25 protein-coding genes are annotated in these 25,412 nt (G+C 44.7%); 9 read left to right on the top strand and 16 right to left on the bottom strand.

The genetic code is table 11. The features are described 5' to 3' along the window. Positions 1 to 84: 84 nt before the first annotated feature. On the top strand, positions 85 to 672 hold the full coding sequence (locus K370_RS07605) for a hypothetical protein (RefSeq protein WP_047540455.1): 588 nt from the start codon (positions 85 to 87) through the stop codon (positions 670 to 672). 40 nt (positions 673 to 712) lie between these two features. On the opposite strand, the gene K370_RS07600 is transcribed toward K370_RS07605, so the two are convergent. Together K370_RS07600 and K370_RS07595 are read right to left on the bottom strand one after the other, a co-directional pair. Next, a complete protein-coding gene (locus tag K370_RS07600; RefSeq protein WP_047540452.1) occupies positions 713 to 1,861 on the bottom strand; it encodes an efflux RND transporter periplasmic adaptor subunit in 1,149 nt (382 codons plus the stop codon). Further along, complete coding sequence (locus tag K370_RS07595) at positions 1,851 to 5,042, bottom strand: efflux RND transporter permease subunit (RefSeq protein WP_047540449.1); 3,192 nt, start codon at positions 5,040 to 5,042, stop codon at positions 1,851 to 1,853. Before K370_RS07595 ends, K370_RS07600 begins: the two co-directional genes overlap by 11 nt. Before the next feature lie 444 nt (positions 5,043 to 5,486). Between K370_RS07595 and K370_RS07590 the strand changes: the two genes are divergently transcribed. Continuing rightward, positions 5,487 to 6,278: an SDR family NAD(P)-dependent oxidoreductase gene (locus K370_RS07590; RefSeq protein ID WP_047540446.1), complete on the top strand. Its 792-nt coding sequence runs from the start codon at positions 5,487 to 5,489 to the stop codon at positions 6,276 to 6,278. A gap of 14 nt (positions 6,279 to 6,292) precedes the next feature. On the opposite strand, the gene K370_RS07585 is transcribed toward K370_RS07590, so the two are convergent. From K370_RS07585 to K370_RS07575, 3 genes are all read right to left on the bottom strand, one after another. Further along, complete coding sequence (locus K370_RS07585) at positions 6,293 to 7,537, bottom strand: mechanosensitive ion channel family protein (RefSeq protein ID WP_052185203.1); 1,245 nt, start codon at positions 7,535 to 7,537, stop codon at positions 6,293 to 6,295. Between the two features lie 311 nt (positions 7,538 to 7,848). Further along, a complete protein-coding gene (locus K370_RS07580) occupies positions 7,849 to 8,082 on the bottom strand; it encodes a VF530 family DNA-binding protein (protein ID WP_047540443.1) in 234 nt (77 codons plus the stop codon). 65 nt (positions 8,083 to 8,147) lie between these two features. Continuing rightward, positions 8,148 to 9,053, bottom strand: a complete 906-nt coding sequence (locus K370_RS07575) for a LysR family transcriptional regulator (RefSeq protein ID WP_047540441.1) — start codon at positions 9,051 to 9,053, stop codon at positions 8,148 to 8,150. Positions 9,054 to 9,199: 146 nt separating this feature from the next. Between K370_RS07575 and rnk the strand changes: the two genes are divergently transcribed. Continuing rightward, positions 9,200 to 9,565 carry a nucleoside diphosphate kinase regulator gene (gene rnk, locus K370_RS07570; RefSeq protein WP_327036978.1) on the top strand — a complete coding sequence of 122 codons (366 nt, stop codon included), beginning with the start codon at positions 9,200 to 9,202 and terminating at the stop codon, positions 9,563 to 9,565. 121 nt (positions 9,566 to 9,686) lie between these two features. Here the strand turns inward: rnk and K370_RS07565 are convergent, their stop codons facing one another. After that, on the bottom strand, positions 9,687 to 11,642 hold the full coding sequence (locus K370_RS07565; protein WP_047540438.1) for an SMP-30/gluconolactonase/LRE family protein: 1,956 nt from the start codon (positions 11,640 to 11,642) through the stop codon (positions 9,687 to 9,689). Positions 11,643 to 11,860: 218 nt separating this feature from the next. Here K370_RS07565 and K370_RS07560 point away from each other — a divergent pair, with 218 nt between their 5' ends. Beyond that, complete coding sequence (locus K370_RS07560; RefSeq protein WP_047541794.1) at positions 11,861 to 12,787, top strand: AraC family transcriptional regulator; 927 nt, start codon at positions 11,861 to 11,863, stop codon at positions 12,785 to 12,787. 88 nt (positions 12,788 to 12,875) lie between these two features. Here K370_RS07560 and K370_RS07555 read toward each other — a convergent pair whose 3' ends face one another. Next, a complete protein-coding gene (locus K370_RS07555) occupies positions 12,876 to 13,688 on the bottom strand; it encodes a TorF family putative porin (RefSeq protein WP_047540436.1) in 813 nt (270 codons plus the stop codon). Positions 13,689 to 14,013: 325 nt separating this feature from the next. Here K370_RS07555 and K370_RS07550 point away from each other — a divergent pair, with 325 nt between their 5' ends. Next, positions 14,014 to 14,331, top strand: coding sequence for a c-type cytochrome (locus tag K370_RS07550; protein WP_047540434.1), 318 nt, complete (start codon positions 14,014 to 14,016; stop codon positions 14,329 to 14,331). 236 nt (positions 14,332 to 14,567) lie between these two features. On the opposite strand, the gene napH is transcribed toward K370_RS07550, so the two are convergent. The 9 genes from napH to K370_RS07505 all read right to left on the bottom strand — a co-directional run bounded on the left by napH (position 14,568) and on the right by K370_RS07505 (position 21,735). Then, complete coding sequence (napH, locus tag K370_RS07545) at positions 14,568 to 15,428, bottom strand: quinol dehydrogenase ferredoxin subunit NapH (protein ID WP_235272718.1); 861 nt, start codon at positions 15,426 to 15,428, stop codon at positions 14,568 to 14,570. Next, positions 15,428 to 16,132 (bottom strand): ferredoxin-type protein NapG, encoded by a 705-nt coding sequence (gene napG, locus K370_RS07540; RefSeq protein ID WP_047541791.1) that lies wholly within the window; start codon positions 16,130 to 16,132, stop codon positions 15,428 to 15,430. The genes napH and napG overlap by 1 nt, the downstream gene beginning before the upstream one ends. A gap of 55 nt (positions 16,133 to 16,187) precedes the next feature. After that, positions 16,188 to 16,748, bottom strand: coding sequence for a hypothetical protein (locus K370_RS07535; RefSeq protein ID WP_235272717.1), 561 nt, complete (start codon positions 16,746 to 16,748; stop codon positions 16,188 to 16,190). Beyond that, complete coding sequence (gene mauG / locus K370_RS07530) at positions 16,733 to 17,761, bottom strand: tryptophan tryptophylquinone biosynthesis enzyme MauG (RefSeq protein WP_081977183.1); 1,029 nt, start codon at positions 17,759 to 17,761, stop codon at positions 16,733 to 16,735. Before mauG ends, K370_RS07535 begins: the two co-directional genes overlap by 16 nt. A gap of 1 nt (position 17,762) precedes the next feature. Beyond that, entirely contained in the window at positions 17,763 to 18,332 is a 570-nt protein-coding gene (gene mauA, locus K370_RS07525) for a methylamine dehydrogenase (amicyanin) small subunit (protein WP_047540427.1), read from the bottom strand. A gap of 41 nt (positions 18,333 to 18,373) precedes the next feature. Next, positions 18,374 to 19,006, bottom strand: a complete 633-nt coding sequence (gene mauD / locus K370_RS07520) for a methylamine dehydrogenase accessory protein MauD (protein ID WP_047541787.1) — start codon at positions 19,004 to 19,006, stop codon at positions 18,374 to 18,376. A gap of 21 nt (positions 19,007 to 19,027) precedes the next feature. Further along, a complete protein-coding gene (locus K370_RS07515; RefSeq protein ID WP_047540424.1) occupies positions 19,028 to 19,576 on the bottom strand; it encodes a MauE/DoxX family redox-associated membrane protein in 549 nt (182 codons plus the stop codon). A gap of 7 nt (positions 19,577 to 19,583) precedes the next feature. Further along, positions 19,584 to 20,816 carry a methylamine dehydrogenase (amicyanin) large subunit gene (gene mauB / locus K370_RS07510; protein ID WP_052185202.1) on the bottom strand — a complete coding sequence of 411 codons (1,233 nt, stop codon included), beginning with the start codon at positions 20,814 to 20,816 and terminating at the stop codon, positions 19,584 to 19,586. 61 nt (positions 20,817 to 20,877) lie between these two features. Beyond that, entirely contained in the window at positions 20,878 to 21,735 is an 858-nt protein-coding gene (locus K370_RS07505; RefSeq protein WP_047540420.1) for a methylamine utilization protein MauF, read from the bottom strand. 940 nt (positions 21,736 to 22,675) lie between these two features. Here K370_RS07505 and K370_RS07500 point away from each other — a divergent pair. From K370_RS07500 to tatC, 4 genes are all read left to right on the top strand, one after another. Further along, on the top strand, positions 22,676 to 23,692 hold the full coding sequence (locus tag K370_RS07500) for a helix-turn-helix domain-containing protein (protein ID WP_047540418.1): 1,017 nt from the start codon (positions 22,676 to 22,678) through the stop codon (positions 23,690 to 23,692). 117 nt (positions 23,693 to 23,809) lie between these two features. Next, positions 23,810 to 24,025 (top strand): Sec-independent protein translocase subunit TatA, encoded by a 216-nt coding sequence (tatA, locus tag K370_RS07495; RefSeq protein ID WP_047540416.1) that lies wholly within the window; start codon positions 23,810 to 23,812, stop codon positions 24,023 to 24,025. A 26-nt stretch (positions 24,026 to 24,051) separates the two neighbouring features. Beyond that, positions 24,052 to 24,462 (top strand): Sec-independent protein translocase protein TatB, encoded by a 411-nt coding sequence (gene tatB / locus K370_RS12115; protein WP_047540413.1) that lies wholly within the window; start codon positions 24,052 to 24,054, stop codon positions 24,460 to 24,462. Positions 24,463 to 24,512: 50 nt separating this feature from the next. Continuing rightward, entirely contained in the window at positions 24,513 to 25,232 is a 720-nt protein-coding gene (gene tatC / locus K370_RS07485) for a twin-arginine translocase subunit TatC (RefSeq protein ID WP_052185201.1), read from the top strand. Positions 25,233 to 25,412 lie beyond the last annotated feature (180 nt).

Genomic DNA, 25,412 nt, shown 5'->3' with positions numbered 1-25,412 from the left:
TTGCGTAGTCAATTCCAGGGGGATTAGTCGTATATTGTAGTCACTTTAAATTGACGTTTTTACGTAGAAAATGGGTGTATTAAGATGTTAACTACAAGAAAAAATGTATGGCTGATGGCAATCACAATTGCGCTGACTGCTTGTGGTGAGTTTTCATATAAACGCGGTGCAAACGTTGCCCAGCTTGAAAATACCAGACAAACCTGCCAAGCCAAAAGCAGCGACGTTGCCATTGAAAAATGTATGGAAGACAGCGGCTGGACGATTCAAAAACTGGACTCTTTTGAAATATTCACAGAAACATCCGTTGAAGATGAATCGCAAAATGATGTTCAAGCAACAGAAGTTGCCAGCAACTTGGACAGTGAAAATACAGAAAAAAGTAGCGCTTCTCAGGTAGTTGTTGCAGATAAACCACAACAATCTAACAACACCAATACAAGCAAAGCCAAAACAAAGGCAGCGCCATCTAATCCGCTTGATACACATGTAGTGAGTTCTTGGTGGAAAACGGGCGTAAAACCAGATGCGTTTAAAACAGACAGTAATATGTGCGTAGAAAAATTAGGTGAAATACATAAACCGGAAGGTAAAACTCAAACCGTCACCGTCGGCTTTATCACCTGTATGAATGAAAAAGGCTGGAAAGCACTTAAAAAATTGACCAAGTAGAACTATTTACTGGCGTGGCTTTTTAAGTGCTATGAATATCTTAATCTGATTGTTTCTTTGCCACGTTGACTTGATCGCCATTTTTAACACCATCAGGCGGGTTTTCAATCACTTGATCCGTAGCATCTACACCGGAATGCAGTTCGATGGTTTTACCAAGGTCACGCGCGATGGCAATCGTTTTCAGGATCACTTTGTTATCTGCACCCACGGTTGCAACACGCAGGCCCGCTTGGTCAAAGATCAATGCGCTGGCAGGCACGTTAAGTGCGGTCTTATTACTCGGCAAATCCAGGCTGACATTGGCATAACCACCTGGCAGTAACTCGCCTGCTGCGTTATCCACAGCCAATTGCACTAAGGTTGTGCCTGAAGCAACATTGATAGAACCTGAAGTCGACTTTACCGTAGCCGTGTAGATTTTATCTGGATATTCCGGCACGGTAATTTTTGCCTTGGTACCTTGCTTAATGCTGCCAACATAATTCTGCGGCACATTTACATATAAGCGTAATTGTCGCGTATCGGAAATCTCAAACAGCGGCAACTCAGCACCCCCGCCAGCATTGATCAAGGCACCAGTATCCGTATTGCGTGCAGTTACCGACCCATCAAAAGGCGCAACAATACGCGTGTAACTTTTTAATGCGAGAATACGGTTAACATTCGCTTCTGCTGCTTTGACCATGGCTTTTTTGCTGGTGTAATCCCCTGCTTTTTCATCCGCTTCCTGTTTTGAAATAGATTGTGTTGCCAGCATTTCCTGCCAGCGTGTGGCAGTGGTTTCAGCCAAATCGACATTGGCCTGTGCACTGGCTAAATCCGCCTTTGCCTGCAGTAATTGCTGATCTAAATCAGGGGTTTCAATTTCAGCCAATAACTGCCCAGCTTTTACTTGAGTACCAATATCTGCTTTCCAGCTTTTCAGATAACCACTCACGCGTGCATAAATAGGTGCGCGGGCGTAAGCTTCAAAACGACCTGGCAACTCAAGGCTGACACCTTCATCGGCACTAGTTGGCAGCCCCACACTGACTGTTGGTATAGCTTGCTTGTCTGTCCATTCCTTTAAGTTATTATGGTTGTTAGCGCGTGTAGTCACGCCTATCACTACAACAGCAATGGCGACAATAACTGCCACAATACCGCTGACGCGCAAGAGTCTAGAGGGTTTGTGATTAGACTGCATGAAATTCTCCAGTTGTATTGGATATAGTTTGTTTTTGATAACGTCTATGTACAATGCTGAACACGACGGGGACGAAAAGCAGGGTGGCAATCGTGGCAAAAATCAAGCCGCCAATCACAGCGCGACCTAATGGCGCGTTCTGCTCGCCGCCTTCGCCTAAACCTAAGGCCATAGGCGCCATACCAATAATCATTGCCAGCGCCGTCATTAATACCGGGCGGAAACGTACAAAACCCGCATCAATCGCGGCGGCAGTGGCATCGCCCAATTGCGCCAGTCGCTCACGGGCAAAGCTGATGACCAATACACTGTTGGCAGTCGCTACGCCCATGCACATGATGGCACCTGTTAAAGCCGGAACAGATAACGGCGTATAGGTTACAAACAACATCCATACGATACCTGCCAGAGCCGCAGGCAATGCCGTAATAATCACAAATGGGTCACTCCATGACTGGAAGTTAACCACTATCAGCAGGTAAATTAACACGATGGCGCCAAGCAATCCATACAGCAAACCAGAGAAAGCACTATTCATGGTTTTGACTTGGCCTAATAGTGCGACAGTCGCACCTTTTGGTACTTGGTCGGCCGTGTCTGCAATAATCTGACGAATATCTTTAGCCACAGCACCTAAATCACGGTCTTGTGTCGTTGCATTGATTTGTACCATCGCCTGAATATCATATTGGCTGACCACCGCGTTGCCTGTGCCACGCTTGAAAGTTGCCAGCGCACCTAATGTTTGTGGTGCACCGCCAACACTGCTGATAGGTATGCTAGCTAAAGAATTTAAGCTATCAAGACGATATTGCGGTGTTTGCAGCACGATAGGATAAGACACGCCATTGGCTGGATTCAACCAGAAAGTAGGCGCAACTTGCGAACTACCCGCCAAGTTGACGACCAGACTATTGGTCACATCCCTAGTGCTAATACCCATTTCTTGTGAACGGGTGCGATCAACATTAATATCAAACACTGGCCTAGCGCGTGATTGCTGGATGCGGGCATCGGCCACACCTGGAACCAAGCGAATTTTTTCCAGCAACTTGTTGGCATAATCAAAGTTATCATTAAGCTTGCCGCCACGTATCTGTAAATCAATCGGCGCGGGGGAGCCAAAATTCAATATCTGGCTGACGATATCAGCTGGAGGGAACGAAAATGTCGTGCCTGGAAACTGCTGTGGCAATACTTCGCGCAGTTTACGCACATAATCAGCAGTTGGTGCGTGATCTTTTTTAAGTGCAATCTGTATGTCGCCATCCTGCGCACCAATCAAACCGGTATTGTTGTAAGTCATGTTGATACTACTGATTGGTATGCCAATATTATCGACAATCGTGATAATTTCTTCGGGCGGAATTACCTTTTTAATCGCCGATTGTATGAGTGCAAAGCGCGCAGCAGTATCTTCTACACGAGTGCCAACAGGCACGCGTGCGTGTATCAGTATCTGTCCACTATCAACTGCTGGGAAAAAGTTTTGACCAAGAAATGGAATCAGCAAGAATGACAGCATGATTACCGCTAAAAAACCCGTTATAAAAACTCGCCGATGCGCAACCGCCATTTCCAATATGTCTTTGTAACCTGCGCGAAAACGCTCAAAACGTGCTTCAAAACCACGCTGAAAATGCACGAACGGATTATTTGTCGGTGTGGTTACCGTACCATGTTCATCTTTATGTGGCGCATGTTTTTTGAGCAGATAATTTGCCATGGTTGGCACTAGCGTACGCGACAATATGAACGAACTTACCATCGCGAACATCACGGCTTCCGCCATCGGTACAAACAAGAAGCGTGAAACACCTTCCAAGAAGAACATCGGCACAAATACGATACAAATACACAATAACGACACAAATGCCGGCGTCACGATTTGCGCTGCACCATCCAAAATGGATTCTTCAACTTCCTTGCCTTGCTCCAAATGCCAGTTGATATTCTCAATCGTCACCGTGGCATCATCGACCAATATACCAACGGCAAGCGCCAAACCACCCAAGGTCATGATGTTGAGCGTTTCGCCAATAGCAGAAAGGCCCATGATGGCGCCCAAGATGGATAGCGGTATTGAGATAGCAATAATCACGGTAGAGCGCCAGCTACCCAAAAACAGCAATATCATCAAGCTAGTGAGTGCTGCAGCCAAAACTCCTTCATAGGCGACGCCGCTAATAGCAGCACGTACGAATAACGATTGGTCATTAATCGGTGTTGCTACTAAATTATCAGGCAGGCTAGGCTTGATTTCTTCAAGTTTATCTTTAATGCCAGAAACGATATCAAGCGTAGAAATTGCACCATTTTTAAGCACGGACATCAATACCGAGCGACTACCATCCACATGCACGATATTAGTCTGTGGCGGATTACCGTCACGCACTTGCGCAACATCGCGAATATAAACCGTTGCGCCATTGACGACTTTAACGGGCAGATTACCTAAATCTTCAATCGCAGAGGCTGAATTATTAAGGTTTAACGTATATTCAAAACTACCTATCTTTTGCGTACCGACAGGCAATATCAGATTGTGTGCCGCCAAGGCATTAGCGACGTCTTGCGCAGATAGCTCCCGCGCCTGAAGAGCTGATGGGTCAAGGTCAATCTGTACCTGACGACTTTTACCGCCAAAAGGATATGGCACCCCAGCGCCAGGCACAGTCACTAAACGTAAACGAACGGCATTTAGACCCAAATCAGCCAGATTCTGCTCGGTCAAACCCTTACCAGACAGGGCAATCTGCAAAATTGGAACCGTGGAAGCGCTGTAGTTCAAAATGAGTGGCGGCGTTGTGCCTGCTGGCATTTGACGCGTCACAACTTGTGAAATAGCCGTTACCTGAGCATTTGCAGTAGCAATATCCACACCCGGCTGGAAGAATATTTTGACGATACCAAAACCGGTATAGGAGTTAGCTTCAATATGTTCGATGTCATTCACTGTAGTAGTGAGGCTTCGCTGGTACAGCGTAGTGATACGCCCTGCCATGTCATCTGCCGGCAATCCGGCATACTGCCATGCTACCGCAATCACCGGAATACGAATCTCAGGGAAAATATCCACCGGGCTTCGCAGCGCAGCCAGTGTGCCTGCGATGAGCATCAACAATGCCATCACCACAAACGTATACGGGCGCTTTAAAGCAATACTAACTACGTTGAACATATCAACCTTTTAATTTTTTTGGCAAACCAAGAGGATATTCATTTGAATAAAGTAAATTAAAATTCCGCAACCATTATCAATGACGCAGATTTTTTGATTAATGAATTGCATGCGTACGCTTTGTACGTAAGTTTTAAATTGTAACCTATCGATTATAAAACGATATTTAAGATTATTAGTTGGGCATTATGACTGCAGCATGACTATTAATATTTTTGACTAGCAGGGTTGATATGCAAAATGTTGATTAGTTCTATATCTCCAGATAACTTAGCAAAATAAAATACTCTTCTCCTAGTAGTTAATAGCATTTGCCACGCAAATTGCTTAAATTTGTGCATTATTCTCACCATTAACATGCCATTACAGCCAATTGTAAAAATAAATAATTAATGTCATGATGACCAGAGAGATTGACGGGTAAAACTACTCAAAAGGAAAATAATGGATTTACAACTGAATAAAAAAACAGCCTTGATAACGGGCTCAACCGCCGGTATTGGTTTAGAGATTGCACGTAGCCTGGCGATAGAAGGCGCAGATGTTATTGTGACAGGTCGTAATCAAACGAAACTCGATGAGTCTGTGCAATCCATTCAATCATCAGGTGGAAAAAGTGTGCGCGGTATTCTGGCAGATATTACTAGCGAAAATGGCATGCAATTAATACTTAAGGAAGTCAGTCATGTCGATATCTTAATCAATAATCTGGGCATTTACGAAAGCAAACCATTTGCTGACATTACAGATGCAGATTGGCTGAAGTTTTTCGATGTCAATGTGATGAGTGGTGTACGTCTATCACGCGCCTACTTTCCGGGTATGTTAGAGCGTAACTGGGGGCGCATTATTTTTATTTCCAGCGAGTCCGCCCTTATGATTCCAGCCGATATGATTCACTACGCCACAACCAAAACCGCCCAACTTTCTATTGCTCGCGGTTTGGCCAATCTCACCAAAGGTACAGGCGTCACGGTTAACTCTGTACTGCCAGGACCAACTCGCTCTGAAGGAATTTTTGACTTTTTACGTAGCGTGGCAAGCGATCCAAACGCGTCTGAACAAGAGATTGAAGCTGAATTCTTTGCAAAACACCGATCTGCCTCACTATTGCAGCGCTTGATTGAACCTGAAGAGATCGCCAGTACTGTGGCGTATCTTGCAAGCCCATTATCGGCTGCAACAAACGGATCGGCCATTCATGTTGAAGGTGGTTTAATTAATACAATCATTTAGCTAGAATTGAATATTTAGGCTGCTTGTGCTTTCTCTGAACCATAATTCGCAAAATCCAAGCCACTTGGATTTTGGAAAACTCTTAGCTCAAAATGGTTAATAATGGCAAAAAGATGATCGAAAATATCGGACTGAATGGATTCATACTCTGCCCACTTGGTTGTTTTTGTAAAGCAGTAAACCTCGATTGGTAAGCCATTTGGCGTTGGGTTAAGTTGACGCACTAACAATGTCATGTCTTGATGAATGTTCTGATGGTTGCGTAAATATAGCTCTACGTAAGCGCGAAAATTACCGATATTGGTCATTTTTCGTGCGTTAACTTGCTCAAGTCCTTTATCGGCTAGTTTTTTATTCCACTCTTCCAGTTCAGTCGATTTTTTGCTAATAAAATCTTTAAGCACACCGAAAGACTGCATTTTTACCAGCGTATCCGCATCAATAAATTGAATACTATTTTGGTCGATATAAAGCGTTCTTTTAATTCTGCGCCCACCTGACTCCTGCATGCCACGCCAGTTTTTAAAAGATTCAGATATCAACTTCTTGGTCGGAATGGTTGTAATCGTTTTGTCCCAGTTTTGTACTTTAACGGTGTGAAGCGCAACATCAATCACATCACCATCTGCATTTAACTGAGGCATTTCTATCCAGTCTCCTACTCGCACAATATCATTTGAGTTTATTTGAATGCTTGCCACTAAAGATAAGATAGTGTCTTGAAAAATCAACATTAAAACTGCCGCCATGGCACCAACACCAGACAATAAGATAACGGGTGAGCGATCGATTAGCGTTGCAACGATTAAAATCGTCGCAATGATGATTACCACTAGTTTAGCAACCTGTATGTAGCCTTTGATTGGGTGAAGATGCGCATCTGGCCGCTTTAGATATAAGCTATTACCAACATTCAATGCATCATTTGCTGCAAGTGCGATGGTCAGTACGATAAAAGCATTCGCAATATTTTGAATGATTGTATCGATGACATCAGGGACTCCTGGAATAAAAGGAATGCCGATGGCAATAACGATAGCGGGAAGGATATTTGCTATACGTTTAATCAGCTTATTGCCAGAACGTACGTTCTCAAGTGAGATAACACTCAGTAGATTGAATGCTAATTTAACTAACAAAACTTTAACGACAGAATTGACGAACCAGGCAATTAATAACAGCAAGCCAGCATAAATAAAGGTTTGTAACACTGCATGATTTACCAGCCATTCGGCGGTTAAATTTAGGTCATTCATCATTAACTAAATATTCTCTTTTTAAAATTAAAATAAAGTGTAATCACTATGAGTGACTTGGATTGTGGGGAATGGTTTAATTTAAAATTTAATCATCCTTACAATCTACTCTCGTTTTCTTGTTACAAGACCTGCCAGAACTCAACATGCTAATGTTAAGTAAAGGGCTATGAAAGGAAGATACGGCGTCACGCCGCAAGTGCACGCGAAGATGACAACTCAGATGGACACAGGCATTTCAAGATTAAGGCTAAAATCTGAAAGGCTATTCGGATTATGAATAATTTACGCTTTTTAATGGGTTAAGTTTTTGGTTAAGTACCGTTTTCCAGTAGTGATAAATACAGTCGCTCGACCTTTTCACGCGCCCAAGGTGTTTTACGTAAAAACTTAAGGCTCGATTTAATGCTTGGGTCGTTCATAAAGCAATTCACGGGTATGCGTTCAGCTAAACCATCCCAGCCGTAATGGTCAAATAAAGCGGTGACTATGGCCTCCAGTGTGAGGCCGTGTAAAGGATTATTGCGTTGTTCGGAATGAGTGGTCATCAATATCCATCACTTAACTGCCAGTTGTAATAACGGTCATTTTTGTATAGTTCAAGCATATCGGTTTATTCAATATCCCAGTACGGTTCAGCGCCAAAACGCTCTATTAGAAAATCAATTAACACGCGAATTTTCAACGGCAGATTCCGCTTTGGCAGATATAGCGCGTAGACATGTTGATACACAGGAATATATTCTGACAACACCGATCTGAGGCGCTTAGCCTGAATATCCTTACCGATAATAAAAGTGGGTAATAATGCCAATCCAAATCCACCCAGCACAACTTGCGATAAAGCTTCATCATCATTGATACGCAATCTGCCTGAAACCGGCACAGAAACTTCACCACCTGGCCCATTAAAACGCCATAGGCCTTTATCACCAGAATGAATGTAATCCAGACAGTTGTGCGTCATTAAATCCTGCGGCAAAAGCGGTATGCCGAACTTTTCAAAATATTCTGGAGTTGCACATAATTTACGGCGAATAGGTGCTAATTTTCTGGCGATTAAAGTCTGTGGCAAATCGCTCGCTACACAGATAATCACGTCATAACCCTCTTCTGCCAAATCGACTATCCGATCCGTGATAGTCATATCAATACTGAGTTCAGGATAAACGTGCATAAAATCTGCTATCGCCGGTGCAATATGCAACGTGCCGAATGCAACTGATGTGGCTACTTTAAGCACCCCGCGCGGTTGAGCATTCAGGCTATCAATCATTTCACGTGCTTCATCTGCCTCATTGCTAATGCGGGAGCAATGATCAAAAAATACCCTGCCAACCTCAGTCAAACTGATATGCCGCGTGCTTCGATTAAGCAAACTAGCATCCAGTGTACGCTCTAGTTTTGCAACAGCTTTGCTGACGGATGATCGGGAAACACCAAGTTTTCTGGCTGCGGCAGAAAAACTTTGCTCGTTTACCACATGCGCAAAAATAACCATTAAATTTAAATCGTACATCTGCCTATTGTAGGGCTATTGTCTCCCCATAGGAAACAATTATGTTCGATTGGACGGACTAATTTAATCTAGGTAAATACACTATTATTCACCGCTGGCCATATCAATAATATGGCGGATTCTTTGTGTGCGGAATGGATACAACTATGAAAACAATGGAAACTGAAGATTTAATCATCTCTGATACTGACTATAGCCGTTTGTTTAGGCTAGATAAAAATGGATTACTGGGTGACGAGTTGAGTCGGGCTATAGTGGTGCCAGCAGACCAGGTACCGTTAAATGTCGTCAGAATGAATTCGCGTGTTGTCTATATGGATGAAAGTAATGGCGTAAGCCGCGAGGTGGAATTGGTGTTTCCAGAAGAAGCCGATTTAGCTCACGGAAAAATTTCCATACTTTCACCCGTGGGTTCAGCACTATTGGGTCTTAAAGAAGGACAAACAATCGACTGGTCTTTTCCAAACGACCCTTCCAGACGTCTAAAAGTTGTGAGTGTTGCTAATAGTTAATACTTATTGGAGTTGTGTGCCCTATCATTGCAGTACCTGATAATCCTCCCCTTATACGGGCAAAATGAATGGATGAGTTGTATAAAAAGCCGGCATTGCCGGCTTTTTTATTACACATAAACTACTTGATTGGTAATGGAATCAGCTTTCCTGCTTTCATGTCTGGCATCAGGATATATTTACCATCGGCAGACAATGAAATATCTGCTGCAGATTGATGACCTTCTGTTAACAATTGTGGTGTAGATTTAGGTTCACTTAACTGCCAAACCTTACCGTTTGCCCAATCGCTGACATATAGAATGCCATTTGCATCTCTGATTAATCCATCTGCACCACCAAAACCACTATTCAGCAACGTGGCTTTTGATTTCGGTTTGCTGGATACACCATCAAACGTCACTTGAAACAACTTGCCAGTACCAAAGTCGGCAACCAATAGTTTATTGGGGCCATCCATCAACAAACCATTAGGACGTTTAATACCTGATTTATCGTTGATGATCTGAATAACTTTACCCGCAGGTGTGATTTTATAGATTGCCCCATGTTTGCCATTATCATCACCACTGTCTGACACATACACATTACCTAAGCCGTCAATTTCAATATCATTCAGAAAGATAGGTGTGTTTTGAAAATCCGTTGATTTAGCGATGACAGTCTTTTTACCATCCAGATCGATACGAACTACCTGATTTACATCGGCCACGTACAGTTGGTTGTTAAAAAGATCGATACCTTTAGGATCATTTAAGCCCTCCGCTAAAGTTTTAGTTGTGCCGTCTGTATTCAGAATAGTAACCTTGCCATCTCCATTTGTACCAAAGCCACCAATTTCGGTGATGAAAATGCGGCCATCCGGATGAGCAATAGACGATTCTGGCATCTGCAGACCAGTCAATGTCTTGGGCGAAATGCCAGATGTGTTCAGCACAGTTGGTGCCGATTTCTCACCATAACTCACACGATAAATGACGTCATTGTAGTCATCAGACAGCAGTAACGAGCCATCTGGCAGTTGTAATACATCAGTTGGGCGGCCCCATATTTCGCCATTATCCAACCAACCATCAATAAATACTTCGCTACCTTTTACTTGATGATTTTCATCAAAGATGACGCGCATTAATTGATAGCCAACCGGTTTGGAGCGATTCCATGAACCATGCTGGGCAACAATGGCATTATTCTGGTATTCGGTAGGAAATTGGTTGCCGGTATAGAACTTAAAACCTAAGTTGGCGCTGTGCGCCTGGAATTCAGTAGCTGGGTAAGTCACATTCTTGGGAGGTGTTTTATCTTTCCATTCAGCCTGTCTAGCGCTTCCGCCCGCATAGAATGGGAAACCAAAATGCATATCCTTTTTAGGTGCAGCATTTAATTCATCATGAGGAATATCGTCACCCATCATATCCACACCATTGTCAGTAAAGTGCAGCGTGTTGGTTCCAGGCTGAAAGTCCATACCAACAGAGTTACGCACACCTTTGGCGAAGGTTTCCACATTGCTACCATCCGGATTCATACGAATGATGCTTGCTTCTATACCTTGAGGATTACAGATATTGCACGGCGCCCCGATTGTTACGTAGAGCTTATTATCAGGTCCAAATGTAATATAGCGCCAGCCGTGATGGGCTTTATCTGGAAGCTGGTCATAGATGACCTCGCGCATTTGGCTAAATGGAAGATTTAAATCAAAGTCAGGCGCCGCATATCTTGTAATGCGGTTTTGCTCTGCAACATATAAATTACCATTGTACATAGCGACGCCGTTGGCAACTTTCAGGTCATCCATCATTGTTACAACGCCGTCTGCCTTACGATCCTTGTTTTTATCGACTACAGCATAAATTTTGTTTCCACGCGTGCCCACATATACGTTGCCATTCGTACCAAGCGCCATTTGTCTTGCACCAGGCACTTCAGCATAAATCTCCACCTTAAAACCCGGTGGCATATGAAGCTTGCTTAAATTTGCTTCTACATCTGCTATTCCAGCAACACTGGAAATTGCATGCAATCCCAATGTTGCAAGGATTAACGCATTCATTACTTTGTATCTGGTTTGCATAGTGACCTCTTTCTAAAATGAATAAATACTCTTTAGCAATACTGCTTCTCATCCGTACTGGTGGTTTAGAACTGGTAATCAGTTTAGTTTTCCAGCAACAAGAACAAAATGCCTAAAATTCTTTATATATTGCCTAATCCTATTTCAATATAGACATTAAATATAAAATAATGCCTAATATAATGCATATTTATAACAGTATTAAATCGGAAAAAACCATGACATGCCAGCAGTCCATGATTGACCTGCTTCTGAAACTTGCCCCAAATGAGGGATATACTCTATCTATCTTGGATGGTGTCAAGCTGATGCGCTCCAACAGATACATACCAAGAATGCCCGTTCTATATGAGCCTTGTATTGTCGTTGTCTTGCAGGGAAGAAAAATGGGATACCTTGGCAATCAGGCTTTCCAATATTGCCCGCAACAATTTTTGGTTCTGTCGTTACCTTTGCCTTTTGAAAGCGAGACTTTTGGAACTGCGGAAAGGCCCATGCTGGCAATTTCTATCCGCATTAACCTTGCAGTCGTCGCTGAATTGGTTCTGTCCCTGGATTCAAATAATCTACAATCCGAATTGCCACAATTGGGCATGGTGTCTACCGCCGTGGATGACAAACTGTCTGATGCTGTTATCAGATTGCTTGAAGTGCTTGCCTCGCCGCAGGAATGCGAAATACTAGGCCCTTCTATTATGCGGGAAATTTACTACCGCGTGCTCACGGGTAAACAAGGCGCCGCCATTCGTGAAACGTTAATGCATCAAAGCCATTTCAGTAAAATTGGCAAAGCGTTGAAACGCATACATGCCGATTTTGCAGGTGAGCTAGATGTGGCAACTTTGGCCAAAGAAGCCAATATGAGTGTAGCTGCTTTTCATGCTAATTTTAAAGCGCTCACCGCCACATCACCCATGCAATATCTTAAAACTGCGCGGCTTCACAAGGCGCGACTGCACATGATGCAAGATGGCATGAGTGCATCAACAGCATCCAGAAAAGTCGGATATGAGAGCATTTCCCAATTCAGCAGAGAGTTTAAACGGTTCTTTGGCCGTACGCCCATGAACGAAGTGGCCGAGATGAAACATTCACTAATTGAAATGCCATCTGAAAATTCAGCCAAATACGTTACTGTGAATTAGTACAAAAAGAAAAAGGGCTATTTGTTTTAAATAGCCCTTTTCAACAAAGTTTAGTTTTTGGGAAAGTCTAGAAATTAATGAAGAAGCTTTAGAAACTTCGTTTAATATATCCGATTAAACGGTCATTGCCTGTTTCCCAATTGTTAGCATCTACATACCACCCATCATCAGCGTTAGTTGTAGTGTAATTTAAACCAGCATTCCAGCCAGCACTACTGCCAATTGCAAAATCTTTATTAAGACCAACCAGCCAATCCACATAATTAGCCTTAGAGTAGTTATGTACGACCTGACGGCCAACATGTAATGCTAAATTAATATCTGCAAAAGGCAGTTTGTAATTAACATTCAGCTCAGTATAACCAGATCCGCGTGAACCACCATTTCCGCCATAGTTATCGTTAATACCGAAGAAATTAGACACCGTGTAAGAATGCTTCAGCGTGAAATGTTTATAGGTTAATGCTGCGTTTAATTCCGTTGTATTAGGTGAAGCACCCTTGTCACCAGTGTTGGAAACTGGGCGATAGTTATCGGGGTAGAAGTAATGCATGAAGCCGACGTTCAAGTCCAATTGATCGGCAAGCGTATGTACATACCCACCATAAATATCCAGTTCGATGGTGTTACCGTAGAGCGCTTGTTTATTAACGTTTGTTGCCCAAGTACCTAAATATAAACCGCTGCTATGAGAGTAGTCGATACCACCCTGCACTGCACTGCGTTCTCTTGCCAGAGAAATACCGCGGTATGTATAGTCGGTGAAAAAGCCGATATTGGTTGTTAAGGTGTGCGGCGAGGCTGCTGTTGCATCTTCAACAGCATAAGCTACCGGCATCATAACGCTAAACGCTGAAGCCAATATAGCTGTCAGCATTGATGATTTGAATAGATGTTTCATGGCTCCCTTTTGTTACTCCAATAAGAAATTACTTAAATAGTATTAATTCCGTAAAGCAACCGCATTGCTAGCTAATTAAGCCAACTTACAATCTATGCCTACCTACACACGGTATCTTCAGAATTACTTTTGTATAAACGCCAGAATGATTATGTCTGCGTGCAAAACACCTCGTTATACAAAAACGGCAACACCTGCAATGTTTTTCAACAAAACTTACTGGTAATGCCGATTTTTATCATCATGCTGTAACAGTCGAACTTAGAATAAAGCTGCAAAATAAGTAAAAATAAAATTTTTAACAATCTAAAATCTGGAGTTTTATATGCGCAATCAATCAGTTTTAACATTTATACTGGCAGCCTCTCTTGGCTTTACTGCACAGTCAGCACTTGCTGACGGTGCCATTCTTGCCGAAAAGGCTAACTGTCTAACGTGCCACACCGTTGAAAAACGAAATGTAGGCCCAGCATTCAAAGAGGTAGCTGCTGTATACAAAGGTCAAGATGTCGAAGATAAATTGATCAACAAAATCAAAAAAGGCGGTCGCGGCAACTGGGGTATACTGCCTATGCCTCCTAACGAAGGAAAATTAACAGACGATGAATTCAGAGAAGTTGTACGCTGGATCAGGTCTCTGTAAATCAGCCTGTCAAAACCGTTTTTCTCTCAGCGGGGCAAGCCTCGCTTTTTAATTTGTAAAACCAAAAAGTAGTAATACCTAGGTCATCGTAAGCAGGCAATAATGACTTCGTGTGTACGTATAAGAGCTAAAATCAAATGGGTAAAATATAAATTTCAGACTGGCTTGGCTCGCAATATGCGATGATTGGATTTGCTTATCAGTGCGCGAGCATCAACCACATCAAAATGCTGCAATCAACTTTTTACAATCGGAATGCCGCGAAAAGATACTCCACGGTGCATATCCAGCTTCATGGCAAGTGCGCCGCTATTACACTTATCTAAACACGCGCCGCAGCGGGTACAATCACTATCGGTCACCGTCATGGCTTTCTGGGCAACCAAAGGCGCCAGCACATGCGGTTCAGGACAGACCTTGATACAGTCAGAACAGCCTGAACAAGCATCAATTTTCAGCGCCGTAATACGTAGTCTGCCATAACGACCTAACCATTTGTAAAAAGCTCCCACAGGACAAAGATGCCCGCACCAGCCACGGCGGGATACAAGAAAATCGAACAGGAATAATGCTGCAAGAAACGTCACCCCGGCTGCGGATGTCCACATGAGTTCGCGCTGGAACAGCGTAATCGGGTTAATCATCTCCCAGGCGAGGGTTCCGGTGACCACAGACAGCACAAGCGCCATCACCAGCAGCACTGACCTCAACTCTCGTGACAGTGTCAGATTACCCTTTATTTTCAATTTCTGCCGCAGCCAGTGCGCGGCATCAGTCAGCATATTGATGGGGCAGACCCAACTGCAATAAATGCGGCCACCGAAAAAAGCATAAAAACCGGCGACGATTGCTGCACCGATCAGTGCGGTCTTAGCCAGAGGTGCTCCAGCAAGCAAGGATTGCAACAGCACGAACGGGTCGGTAAGTGGCACATTCCAGAACCAGAGACTGGAAGATAGATTGCCGTGAGCGATACGCCCTACTTCCGGAATATCGACAACGAAAGCGAGCACGATAAGAATTTGCAATGTGCGACGTATCAACAACCAGCGCCGACTTTTCAAACCTGAAACCATGCGTCGAAATAATCCAGCCATCACCATACTCCACGCCCGGCAGCATTAGCGCCGGAAACACCCAGTCCTAGTTCGCGCGGCAGCACGCGTATCGCCGCTTCGGACAGCACACAGTGTTTCTCGCAGGTTCCACAACCGGTACACTTGTCGGGGTTTACAGTCGGAATCTGCAGCAAACCACGCTCATTCTGTATCGGCTTCAGCGAGATTGCCTCACCGCGGATGGGGCATACACGCACACATACACTGCAGGTCAACCCTTTATAATTGAGGCAGTTTTCGTGATCAACAAGCACCGCCACCCCCATATCAGCCTTACGGATATCGGTCAGCAGCGGATCAAGCGCCCCGGTTGGGCAGGCTTTCACACAGGGAATATCAGTACACATGCGGCAAGGGTCCTGACGTGCCACAAAGAACGGGGTGCCTAATGGCGCCGGATCAGCCCAGCTTGCCAGCTTGAGTATGTCGTAGGGACAATCTTTCACACATAAGCCACAGCGGATGCAGGTCGAATCAAACTCCTTCTCCGGCAATGCGCCAGGCGGCCTGAGGATTTTGGCAGCGCGTGCAGGCCGTGAAAAGATCGCCGCCTGTGCGACAACCGTGCCAAGAACTGCGACCCCCATATGACGAAATACACGTTTGAAGACTTTTCTGCGCATAGGCTCTTCCACATCAGGCCTAACAGTTGCTAACTCTTTTGCGGTTGTATGCTTCGTCATAACTTCCTCCATACTTAACTTAATATTGCAGTCGCCACCGATTGTTCGTTAATTATTAGTCCTGTATCATCATTTCTGCGCGTATCACCGGATGAATCCAACACCGAAACAGATACTCGCCCTCAGCATCATCCGGTACAGTCCAGCTCACAGTGTCACCAGGAATTTGAATTTCAAGATTGACAACAGTACCGTCAGGATAAGTCACATAAAGTGCATGTGTAATATTCGAACGATTTTCAATCTCGATACGATCTTTGCGTTTTGGCACAAATGACCATGCTTCAAGCTCGTGATGAGACAACGTCATCTGGTGTATCTTTGCGCCAGGAGCCAGCGGCGTGACAATGCCCTGAGTCGCTCTGGAAGGATAAATTTTACTTGAAGCATCATTTGCTGTAGCTTCATGCTCAGTTGCGCTATAAGCAGTCGGGCATACGCTCAGCATCATTGCTGCTATCAAGGCTGCAACGCACGAATGCGGTCGTAGCAAACTGACAGGAAGAAAACTGCCAGTTTGTTTTACATTTACAGCCAAACGTCTTAACCAATCTGAAACCCACTTCATCGCAACACTCTTCATTTTCTCTGTACACATACTCACTCCGGCATCCATGGATAATCCACCTTCAATGGGCCGCCATCCAGCGTCTTGATAAACTCAACCAAGGCTAACCTTTCTTCGTCGGAGATTTCAAATGGCTTCATTTCCAGCGAACGGCTCTTACGCTCGATGCCACCCTTCTCATAGTGCTTGATGACTTCCTCAAGACTAAACATGGAGCCGTCATGCATGTATGGGCCATTAATCGGCAAATCCCGCAGCGATGGGGTCTTGAATGCATGCTGCATGAGCGTTACTTGTGGCGGCACCTTCGCACCTCTGCCGATGTCTTCGCTACGCAACCCGATATCGTGGAAGCTGTCATCGGTAAATCGCCAGGATTTGTGGCAGGCAACACATTTCGCTTTGTTTTCAAACAACGTAAAGCCACGTTTGGCTGATGCGCTGATAGCAGTTTCATCCCCGGCTACCCAGCGGTCAAAGGGGGAAATATTGGAAACCAGTGTGCGCTGAAAACTAGCCAGCGCTTGGGTAATACGCTTCTGATTAACATCGGCATCACCAAATGCCTGTGCAAACAGCGGGCGATAGCCTTGAATAGGTTGCAGGCGGGCAATCACGCCTGGCATATCAAAGTTCATTTCATGAGGTGTGGTAATCGGTAATACAGCCTGTGCTTCAAGTGAACTGGCTCGCCCATCCCACATCAAAGCAGTCAGCCAGGCACTATTGAGTACGGTGGGTGTGCGACGTGCATTTACAATGTTTTCTGCACCCAATGGACGCAAACGCCCATCACTCCAGCGTTTATCTGGCGCATGGCAGCTAGCGCAGGACATTTTTCCATCGCGTGATAATCGCGCATCAAAAAACAGAGTTTTGCCTAGTGTTGCTTTTTCCACAGTCAATGGATTGGAAGATGGCGACAGGATGCCATCCGGGCGGCGATATGCATCTTTCGGTGCAGCATCCCCCGCCGCCCAACTGACCCCTGCCGCTGTCAGCATCGACAGCGTAAGAAGCAGGCCCATAAAGCGCAATGCGGGCCTAGTTCTCACTTCCATCTTAGCTAGCCTTACCAACTACTGGTGAAATGGTGCAGTGATATGTCATATCGTCATTCTCAGCACCGAAACACCATACGATATCGTTGTTGAACTCTGGACGATAAACTGGCAATTCGCCATGTGTATTGAAGCAGCCGCAACGAGTAGCCGTTTGTTTACCACAGCAGTCACGATACGCAATCAGATAGGTCTGACCATCACCTGGATTGTAGCAGCTAGCAACCCATGAGCTTGGCGATAGGGTTGAACCTGGTGGGCATGAAGTCAAGCTGCCGCCATTACAGTCACAGACTTGACCGTCAATAGAGCAATGACGCCAGTAGTCACAAGCCTGTGGATCTGTATCCTGAGGTTTCCAACCACCTTCTCGTGTCATATTGCCAACACTAGCTGCCTGTGCTTCACCAAGACCGAGACGAGCACGACGATCAACTGGTAACAAAGGCAACAGTGCTGAACCAGCTAAAAACATACCTACTTTACCGATAAAGCTACGGCGACCAGTGTAATTGGCGGTAGTGCGTGCCAGTTTTTCAATGGTAGAGTCAAATCTTTTATTGTCTTTCATTTTGTTTTCCTTATCCTAAATATTCCAACTTTTGGACTAAATTAATGAACACCTTTGTTTTGGTCTTCTTGCAGTAACGGAGTCGTGCTGTGCTTCATGAAACTTTGTAAAGTTGAGTGACCCTCACGTACTGTTTCAAATAAGCTTTCAACATGCTCACGTGTATTACACAGGCCTTTGCCAAGGATCACGCCATCTGCGTCGAGCAACACGCCATAAGGAACTTTAGAAATCTGATAACGCATACCGATTTCAGCTGAAACAACATAGCGCTCATTTTGCAGCGGATGATTACGCAGGAACTCAAGGTGTTCAGCGCGTGTACCATCACTGATCAGCACTACATCCGTCCCTTCTGTAGCAGCCACTGAACGAATAATCGGCAGCAACTTAGCGCAGATGGGGCAGCTTGGACCAGTAAACATCAACAGGCTTGGACGATTTGGTGTAAGCGCACGACCTACAGTAATCGGCGCACCCTCAAATGTCGTCAGACTGAACACTGGTGAGCGCTCTCCGATTTCAGGCCCGTTATCGAGCAACATCGCCCCCAACGGAGCTGAACGCTCATGCAACAGACCGATTTGTCGAATCACGCCAAGCATCAATGCTGCCAGGCTTAAAAATGCGCACCACAACAACACATTCGATGCAATAATAAATCCAGTATTCATTTCCATTCTCCTATATATAAACTAACTTTTTTTGGCACGGGCTTCGGGCAATCCAACGATCACATCCGCAGCAAGATAAAGCATCGCAAACATCGCAGCAGCCGCTACACCCATCAGTACTGATTCCAATGTCATTACTGACAAATTAACCGGTACATTAGCGATAAAAAGGCTTACTGCCGCAAGTGCAAGGGCACGCATTACGTGAAACATGCCGATGCGACTCACACTCGCCGGACGACGTACGCAACCACAGTCAATGTAAGTACGACCGCGTCCAACGTTGATAGCAAGTGCCATTGCAAACATCATGAAAAGGCCTGCCGCTACCCACGCAGCCACCTCGCGCATTGGCGGCACCAGCAATGCTATGGCGCTGCCAAGCTCCAACCAGGGTAGAAGCTTCGCGAAAGGCACGACCATGAAGGAAGGGAGCAGCCGGTAGTTGGCAACCACACCCTGAAACTCATCTGCATTGCGGATTTTTGGAATCGCAGCCGCAGCCAGAATAAGTGCCAGAAAAAGTGAGGCAAACACCGGAACAATCGGGTCATTAATTAGCCAGTTCATGTTTTACTCACTTATCCATCGTAATAATCATTTGAGGCGCTTTACCAATCTCATCCATTGATGCCAATTGCTTGCCACCAACCGCATCAAATGTATACACGGATTTATCCTCAAGTGAAGCAGCGATCAGAGTAGGATTTTTGTCTTGAGTCACAGCGATAGAATCAATGTTATGCTTCATATCGATACGACGCAGACGCTTGCCAGTTGTCGCATCAGCAACCACTACAAAACGGCTAGCCGTTTTATGTGTCCATTTGGCACGCTTATCCGAGAGCAGATAGATTTCGTTACGTTCCTTGTGCATAGCAACTGGTTGCCAGCCTCCTGGAGCCCACTTCTCTTTCTTCTCCTTGTCGCTGAAAATCTCGATTGGTTTTAGAAACTCAGCTCCCGATTCAGACAATTTAGCCTGGAAGATTTTACCTTCGTAGGTTGGCCACACTAAACGACCAGCTGAGTTTGAGTAGTACGGATTGTTGTGCAAATACTCGTTCTCAGCATGAAATACTTTAGTATTTTTTTGCTTAGAATTGCCCTGATTGTCATAACTTACCTGCAACATTGAACCATCGCGACAGTGCATGAAGAAGTTTTGTTTGGCAGCTGGAAAAATATGGTAGCAATCAGGTACTTCCATCGTTTTCACATATTTTTTCTGCTCCAAATCAACCAATCCAACCCCTGATGTTGGCGAGAATTGCTGAACCAGCATGTGTTTGTCATCAGTACTAAACGCTGCAAAACGCTCAATCACACCTGTCAAGAAACGGATTTCAGGAATATCAATATCTGCAATTGGATCTAAGGTTTGAGCATCATGTAACCTGACATAGTCATCGCGCTTACCGTGCGCAATCCGATCGTAAGTTGTATTAGAAATACCTACAAACTTACCTGTAGAACTTGTCATCACATGCGGCAGTTTTCCGCCATCGATCATGCCATGCAGTTGAAGCTTATTGTTATTGGCATCAAATACAAAAGTTTGAGAAGTCACGTTGAAGTGACCAGGATCAACAACGTAAAAACGCTTAAGGTCACTTGGCGGCGCTTTTGAAATTGTCAAATTGTCAATCTTGAGGCTGCCAACTGTGGCAAGTTGTTTTGGCACTGCTTTTTGAGCTTCAGCAAACGCGGGTTGCGCTGCTACCAACAAAGCGGCGATTGCCAGTTTGCCTGCAAGGCGAGTTTTCAGTCCGCGCTGCTCGCTTGTTGTTTGATTATTTAAAGTAATCATATTTTCTCCACACATTATTAAAATTTTAAAAAATGCACTTCCGAACAAATACCAACGGCAATCACAGAACCAACAGCGTTAAAGCTGCAGCACCGATTGAAAGCAGGAGGAACCCATCCACTTCAACAGCACGTTCTTGCCAACGTGCTAACCAGGCTTGTGCAGACTGATTGCTTACTGGCAGGAAATTAATCGCAACTGGTAAGCAGCGACCGATGTTGAAGATGGCAATGATGGTGATGGCAGTTGTAACATCGCCGCTGAACAGTGCTGCGCCAGTCACGATATAGAGCATCGGCGTCTGCACATAAGTAAGATAGTTCATACCCAATGCAAAACCGTACAATAGACCAATCACCCATGAACGGAAGCGGTAACGTGCGTCATGAGGAACCTGTGCACGGCGTTGCGGATATGGCATCTTCATAAATCCAAACTGATGCAAACCATAGCCAATGCCCAATACGGAGAGACCCGCCACCATATAATTAAAAGGTAGTTGCTCAAACAGGAGCCAGCCTGCCAGACCCAGTGCACCACCCAGAACAACTGCGCCAACTGCATAACCCAGCGCATGTGTTAAAAAGGTTGGTGTCCAGCGCGCTACTGATCCGAATGTGTAGCGACCGGAAGGACGCAACAGACTCAGACTGGAATAGCCACATGGCGACCAGGTTGACAGAAAGCCACCTATTAAGGCGAGCACTACAAACATCGAAGTGATTGCACTTGTAACAGTCATTTGCGATTCGAGTAGATTTCCGCCAACAACGCCTGCTGCGAGAGCAGTCGCCATTGTCAAAAATCGCTTCGTTACTGAGCGCGGTTCAGCAAAACTGATTGCGTCAGGTACGCATGCAACGCCGGCACTACCTTGGGGTGACTGGCGATAGCCACCAGACCCTGTACCTATTTTCATGATATCCTCCTAAGGCCATTTGGCCAGTTGTTGATTAAAGTAAAACAATTAATACGATTCCAATATAGTTACAATTCTGTTACGACCGTAGCAATAATCGGCAACCATTTGCAGTGCAGGCGCAGCTCTTGCCGATTTTTACTATCCGCGTTCAATTTCGGCCCAAGCTAGCAATACTTATGGTTTCTATATACTTGAATAAAAAAAGCCGCACCTTGGGGATGCGGCTAAAGGTTAGGCAGTGTTAACCGTTGGAGATGCCTAAATCAAATGCTCGTGGTAAATTGAAAAGTTTACATCCTGATGATCTTTAACCCTTTCAATTCAAAATTACCAATCGCGTTGGTGTCTAGTACGATCCTGCATGAAATTCGATAGAACGAACTATAGCTACCACGACCCGGCAATCGTAGCAATAATCGGCATATATTGAGACGTCACCACTACTGTTGCCAATTCTTGCTATGACCTTTCGCTTAAGACTTACGCTGTCAAGATCCATACTATGAAGTAATAAAGCCGTGCCTTTTAAGCACGGCTAAATTTAGGTGGTATTATTTTTGGGAGAGGCCTAAATCAAATACTCTTGAAAAACTAAAATATTTATATCTTATTCTCATGAAAGTTTATAAGGCGTAATATCACAGTGTTGATACGAGTTCCGTAGCAATAATCGTCATATATTTCATAGAGTTAGAAGTACGCTACAACTATTGCCGATTTTTGCTACTCTGCTTTTTCATGATGGACTATAGTTACATTCAGTTACAATTTATTTACATTTTCCCGTGTGCAATTTTTGCTTATACAGATGCCATCGCACGCGGATATACATAAATATACATACTATAGAAAAATAGATCAGACCTTTCAACGCCGCATATCAAAAATATGCTGGATATCAGCATCAGACGAAAGGTCTGGCAAGAGGAGAAGCATCTTGAGTTTTCAAGAAGAGTTTTTGGGCACATCCCCTCTGGGCAGCCCTAAAATACATTTAGTTCAGCGTACAACAACCGATGTTCTAGAACAAGCGGAAGCACTGCCATTTTGGACGCAGGACTATACTCAGCTAAGCAAAGGAACGTTTTCTGGCGCTCTAAACAGTGTCACTTATAAGGGTGTGCAGGTCTTTCGCGAGACGATGAACCGCGCCGTTGACCAGATCGCTGCCGCACCAGCAGATGCTTATGTTATCGGATTGCCAACAGTCATCGAAGGCAACGCTACCTGGGGGCTGCTTCCTGTCAAAGAAAATTCTCTGATCACGCTGGACAAGAATGCCGAACTGATTTTCCGCACCTCGAATTTATCGGAAATAACGGCAGTAGTCATCACAGCGCAACGGCTGGAAGACTACGCCGCGCAAGTCGAGTGGATTGACCTGCGCAAAACCATGGAAAAGGTTAAGCCCGTGGAGTTGATATCCCCTGAGGTTATAACGCGACTGCAAACCTCTCTGGCAGGCGGTATGCGTTATATGTCGGAAATTCGCGACACCGCCGACATACACCAAATGTGGCGTCACTTTGAAGATGAGTTGATGGCCACCTGTCTGCAGGCGCTGCTGCAGGCTAACAATAGCCCAAGCCAAAATTACGATCACCGCATTCATCGCTATATTGTCAACCGCGTGCACGACTTGACTCTATCGAGCTCGGGCTACCCATTAACGATAGAGGAACTGTGTATTAGCCTGCGCATCAGCCGACGCACTCTGAATCACGCATTTATTAGAGTGCTCGGCATTACACCGATTGCATACATGCGTAATGTGCGTCTCCATAGAATACGTGCAGAGCTGCAATCTGCACCGCATCAGGTCAGATACATCGCCAGCGTGGCTGCCAAATGGGGCTTCTGGCACATGAGTCTTTTCTCACGCTATTACCGCGAGCTTTTCGGAGAAACTCCACTTGAGACACTATCTCGCTCGCGTATCGGTGAAAGACACTGATTAAGATTCATCCTGCCACAAACATTAGAAATCAAAAGATAACAGATAGTAATTATTTATATTCATGTCTTTGGCAATATCAACGAACTGCCAAGGTCAAAATTAGGAGATTGTGTAATGGGTTCATTTAGTATCTGGCACTGGTTGATCGTACTGGTAATCGTGGCGTTGGTTTTTGGCACCAAGAAACTTCGCAACATTGGCAGTGACGTTGGTGGCGCAGTCAAGGGCTTCAAAGAAGCTGTCAATGAAGGTAAAGTTAGCCCTGCACTTGAACACGAAGCCTACGAACACACAATAGAAAACAACATTGATCACAAGATCAAGCAGTAACTCAGGCTACAGGACGAAACTTATTCATGTTTGATATCGCCTTTTCAGAGCTGATCGTGGTCGGCATAGTGGCACTGATCGTCATCGGCCCTGAAAAACTACCTAAACTCGCGCGTACCGCAGGTCTGCTGATGGGCCGGGCACAACGCTACGTTAATGACATAAAATCAGATATCAGCAACGAACTACGCTTTGAAGAGATTCAGAAACTCCAAAATGAGATACTCAAAAATACTCAGGCAGGATCGACACAATACCAGGTTGGGCAGGTTATAAAGCATGAAATGGAACAGGCTGTATCGCCAAAATACCAAGTAGGTCAAGTCATCCACCATGAAGGGGAGCATCAGGAAAAGGTTAACACTGAAGAGGTACTATCTATCCCTACTACAGATATAACGAAGCCATCGCCAATCAAGGTGAGCACGCTAAATTGAACATATCTGACAACTTTATTTCACATCTGATTGAGTTACGAAATCGTCTGATGCGTATCTTCATTTGCTTATTACTGGTGATGATTGCACTATTCCCGTTTGCAAACGATATATACCACATGCTTGCTATGCCAATGCTAAAAAGTCTGCCAGCAGGTGGGCAGATGATAGCCACAGGTGTGGTCACCCCGTTCTTCGTCCCCATGAAAGTCGCATTATTGACGGCCTTCATGATTTCCCTCCCTTATAGCCTTTACCAGATCTGGGCTTTTGTCGCTCCAGGGCTTTTTACGCATGAACGCCGCCTGATTGGACCAATGGTATTTGCGAGCACCCTACTTTTTTTATGCGGCATGGTGTTTGCCTATTGTCTGGTATTGCCGGTCGTGTTTGGCTTCATCGCGCAAACTGCACCTGAAGGAGTGGCAGTGATGACAGATATTAGCAAATACCTCGACTTTGCAATGGGACTATTTATCGCTTTCGGACTAGCGTTTGAAGTGCCTGTCGCTGTGGTAGTGCTAGTGACAGCTAATATTGTAAGCGTTGCAGCATTACGTGAGGCTCGCCCTTACGTAGTAGTCGGCGCCTTCGTACTAGGAGCAATCTTCACTCCGCCCGATATCGTATCTCAGTTTATGCTGGCCATACCTTTACTAGTATTATATGAAGCTGGAATTTTGGTAGCTAATGTGATGCAACATTACCGCAGCGGAAACTCTTCAGTAAAAAGCAGCCAATTTCATCCTCTTGATGAGCAAAAATTTTAGGAGGTTTGGACCTCACCCGCTTCAATATGGTATCGAACAACGTTACTACACAACTTCTTTTGGACATGAAAAAAGATTGATCAACTCCGTAACTCCACTCTAGACTCAATAAAAAGCTAAAGGCTCCTACAGGAGCCTTTAGCTTTCTTAAATTTAGAGTTTTGAGAAAATCTAAATTAT

Source organism: Methylotenera versatilis 7 (assembly GCF_000799165.1).
In the GTDB taxonomy this organism is placed as follows: Bacteria; Pseudomonadota; Gammaproteobacteria; order Burkholderiales; family Methylophilaceae; genus Methylotenera_A; species Methylotenera_A versatilis_A.
The sequence above is the reverse complement of the archived record's forward strand: the minus strand, read 5'-3'. Positions and strand labels throughout refer to the sequence as shown.

What these genes read in the sequence shown, in the direction of transcription:
- K370_RS07535 (WP_235272717.1), bottom strand. Translation starts at nt 16,748, where the DNA reads ATGGATGCCGGAGTGAGTATGTGTACAGAGAAAATGAAGAGTGTTGCG.
- K370_RS07555 (WP_047540436.1), bottom strand. Translation starts at nt 13,688, where the DNA reads ATGAAACATCTATTCAAATCATCAATGCTGACAGCTATATTGGCTTCA.
- K370_RS07505 (WP_047540420.1), bottom strand. Translation starts at nt 21,735, where the DNA reads ATGAAAATAGGTACAGGGTCTGGTGGCTATCGCCAGTCACCCCAAGGT.
- mauG (WP_081977183.1), bottom strand. Translation starts at nt 17,761, where the DNA reads ATGGAAGTGAGAACTAGGCCCGCATTGCGCTTTATGGGCCTGCTTCTT.
- K370_RS07605 (WP_047540455.1), top strand. Translation starts at nt 85, where the DNA reads ATGTTAACTACAAGAAAAAATGTATGGCTGATGGCAATCACAATTGCG.
- mauB (WP_052185202.1), bottom strand. Translation starts at nt 20,816, where the DNA reads ATGATTACTTTAAATAATCAAACAACAAGCGAGCAGCGCGGACTGAAA.
- tatC (WP_052185201.1), top strand. Translation starts at nt 24,513, where the DNA reads ATGCGTATCTTCATTTGCTTATTACTGGTGATGATTGCACTATTCCCG.
- K370_RS07600 (WP_047540452.1), bottom strand. Translation starts at nt 1,861, where the DNA reads ATGCAGTCTAATCACAAACCCTCTAGACTCTTGCGCGTCAGCGGTATT.
- K370_RS07550 (WP_047540434.1), top strand. Translation starts at nt 14,014, where the DNA reads ATGCGCAATCAATCAGTTTTAACATTTATACTGGCAGCCTCTCTTGGC.
- K370_RS07595 (WP_047540449.1), bottom strand. Translation starts at nt 5,042, where the DNA reads ATGTTCAACGTAGTTAGTATTGCTTTAAAGCGCCCGTATACGTTTGTG.
- tatB (WP_047540413.1), top strand. Translation starts at nt 24,052, where the DNA reads ATGTTTGATATCGCCTTTTCAGAGCTGATCGTGGTCGGCATAGTGGCA.
- mauA (WP_047540427.1), bottom strand. Translation starts at nt 18,332, where the DNA reads ATGAAAGACAATAAAAGATTTGACTCTACCATTGAAAAACTGGCACGC.
- K370_RS07590 (WP_047540446.1), top strand. Translation starts at nt 5,487, where the DNA reads ATGGATTTACAACTGAATAAAAAAACAGCCTTGATAACGGGCTCAACC.
- tatA (WP_047540416.1), top strand. Translation starts at nt 23,810, where the DNA reads ATGGGTTCATTTAGTATCTGGCACTGGTTGATCGTACTGGTAATCGTG.
- K370_RS07560 (WP_047541794.1), top strand. Translation starts at nt 11,861, where the DNA reads ATGACATGCCAGCAGTCCATGATTGACCTGCTTCTGAAACTTGCCCCA.
- napH (WP_235272718.1), bottom strand. Translation starts at nt 15,428, where the DNA reads ATGGCTGGATTATTTCGACGCATGGTTTCAGGTTTGAAAAGTCGGCGC.
- K370_RS07575 (WP_047540441.1), bottom strand. Translation starts at nt 9,053, where the DNA reads ATGTACGATTTAAATTTAATGGTTATTTTTGCGCATGTGGTAAACGAG.
- rnk (WP_327036978.1), top strand. Translation starts at nt 9,200, where the DNA reads ATGAAAACAATGGAAACTGAAGATTTAATCATCTCTGATACTGACTAT.
- K370_RS07580 (WP_047540443.1), bottom strand. Translation starts at nt 8,082, where the DNA reads ATGACCACTCATTCCGAACAACGCAATAATCCTTTACACGGCCTCACA.
- K370_RS07585 (WP_052185203.1), bottom strand. Translation starts at nt 7,537, where the DNA reads ATGATGAATGACCTAAATTTAACCGCCGAATGGCTGGTAAATCATGCA.
- napG (WP_047541791.1), bottom strand. Translation starts at nt 16,132, where the DNA reads ATGACGAAGCATACAACCGCAAAAGAGTTAGCAACTGTTAGGCCTGAT.
- K370_RS07565 (WP_047540438.1), bottom strand. Translation starts at nt 11,642, where the DNA reads ATGCAAACCAGATACAAAGTAATGAATGCGTTAATCCTTGCAACATTG.
- K370_RS07515 (WP_047540424.1), bottom strand. Translation starts at nt 19,576, where the DNA reads ATGAACTGGCTAATTAATGACCCGATTGTTCCGGTGTTTGCCTCACTT.
- mauD (WP_047541787.1), bottom strand. Translation starts at nt 19,006, where the DNA reads ATGAATACTGGATTTATTATTGCATCGAATGTGTTGTTGTGGTGCGCA.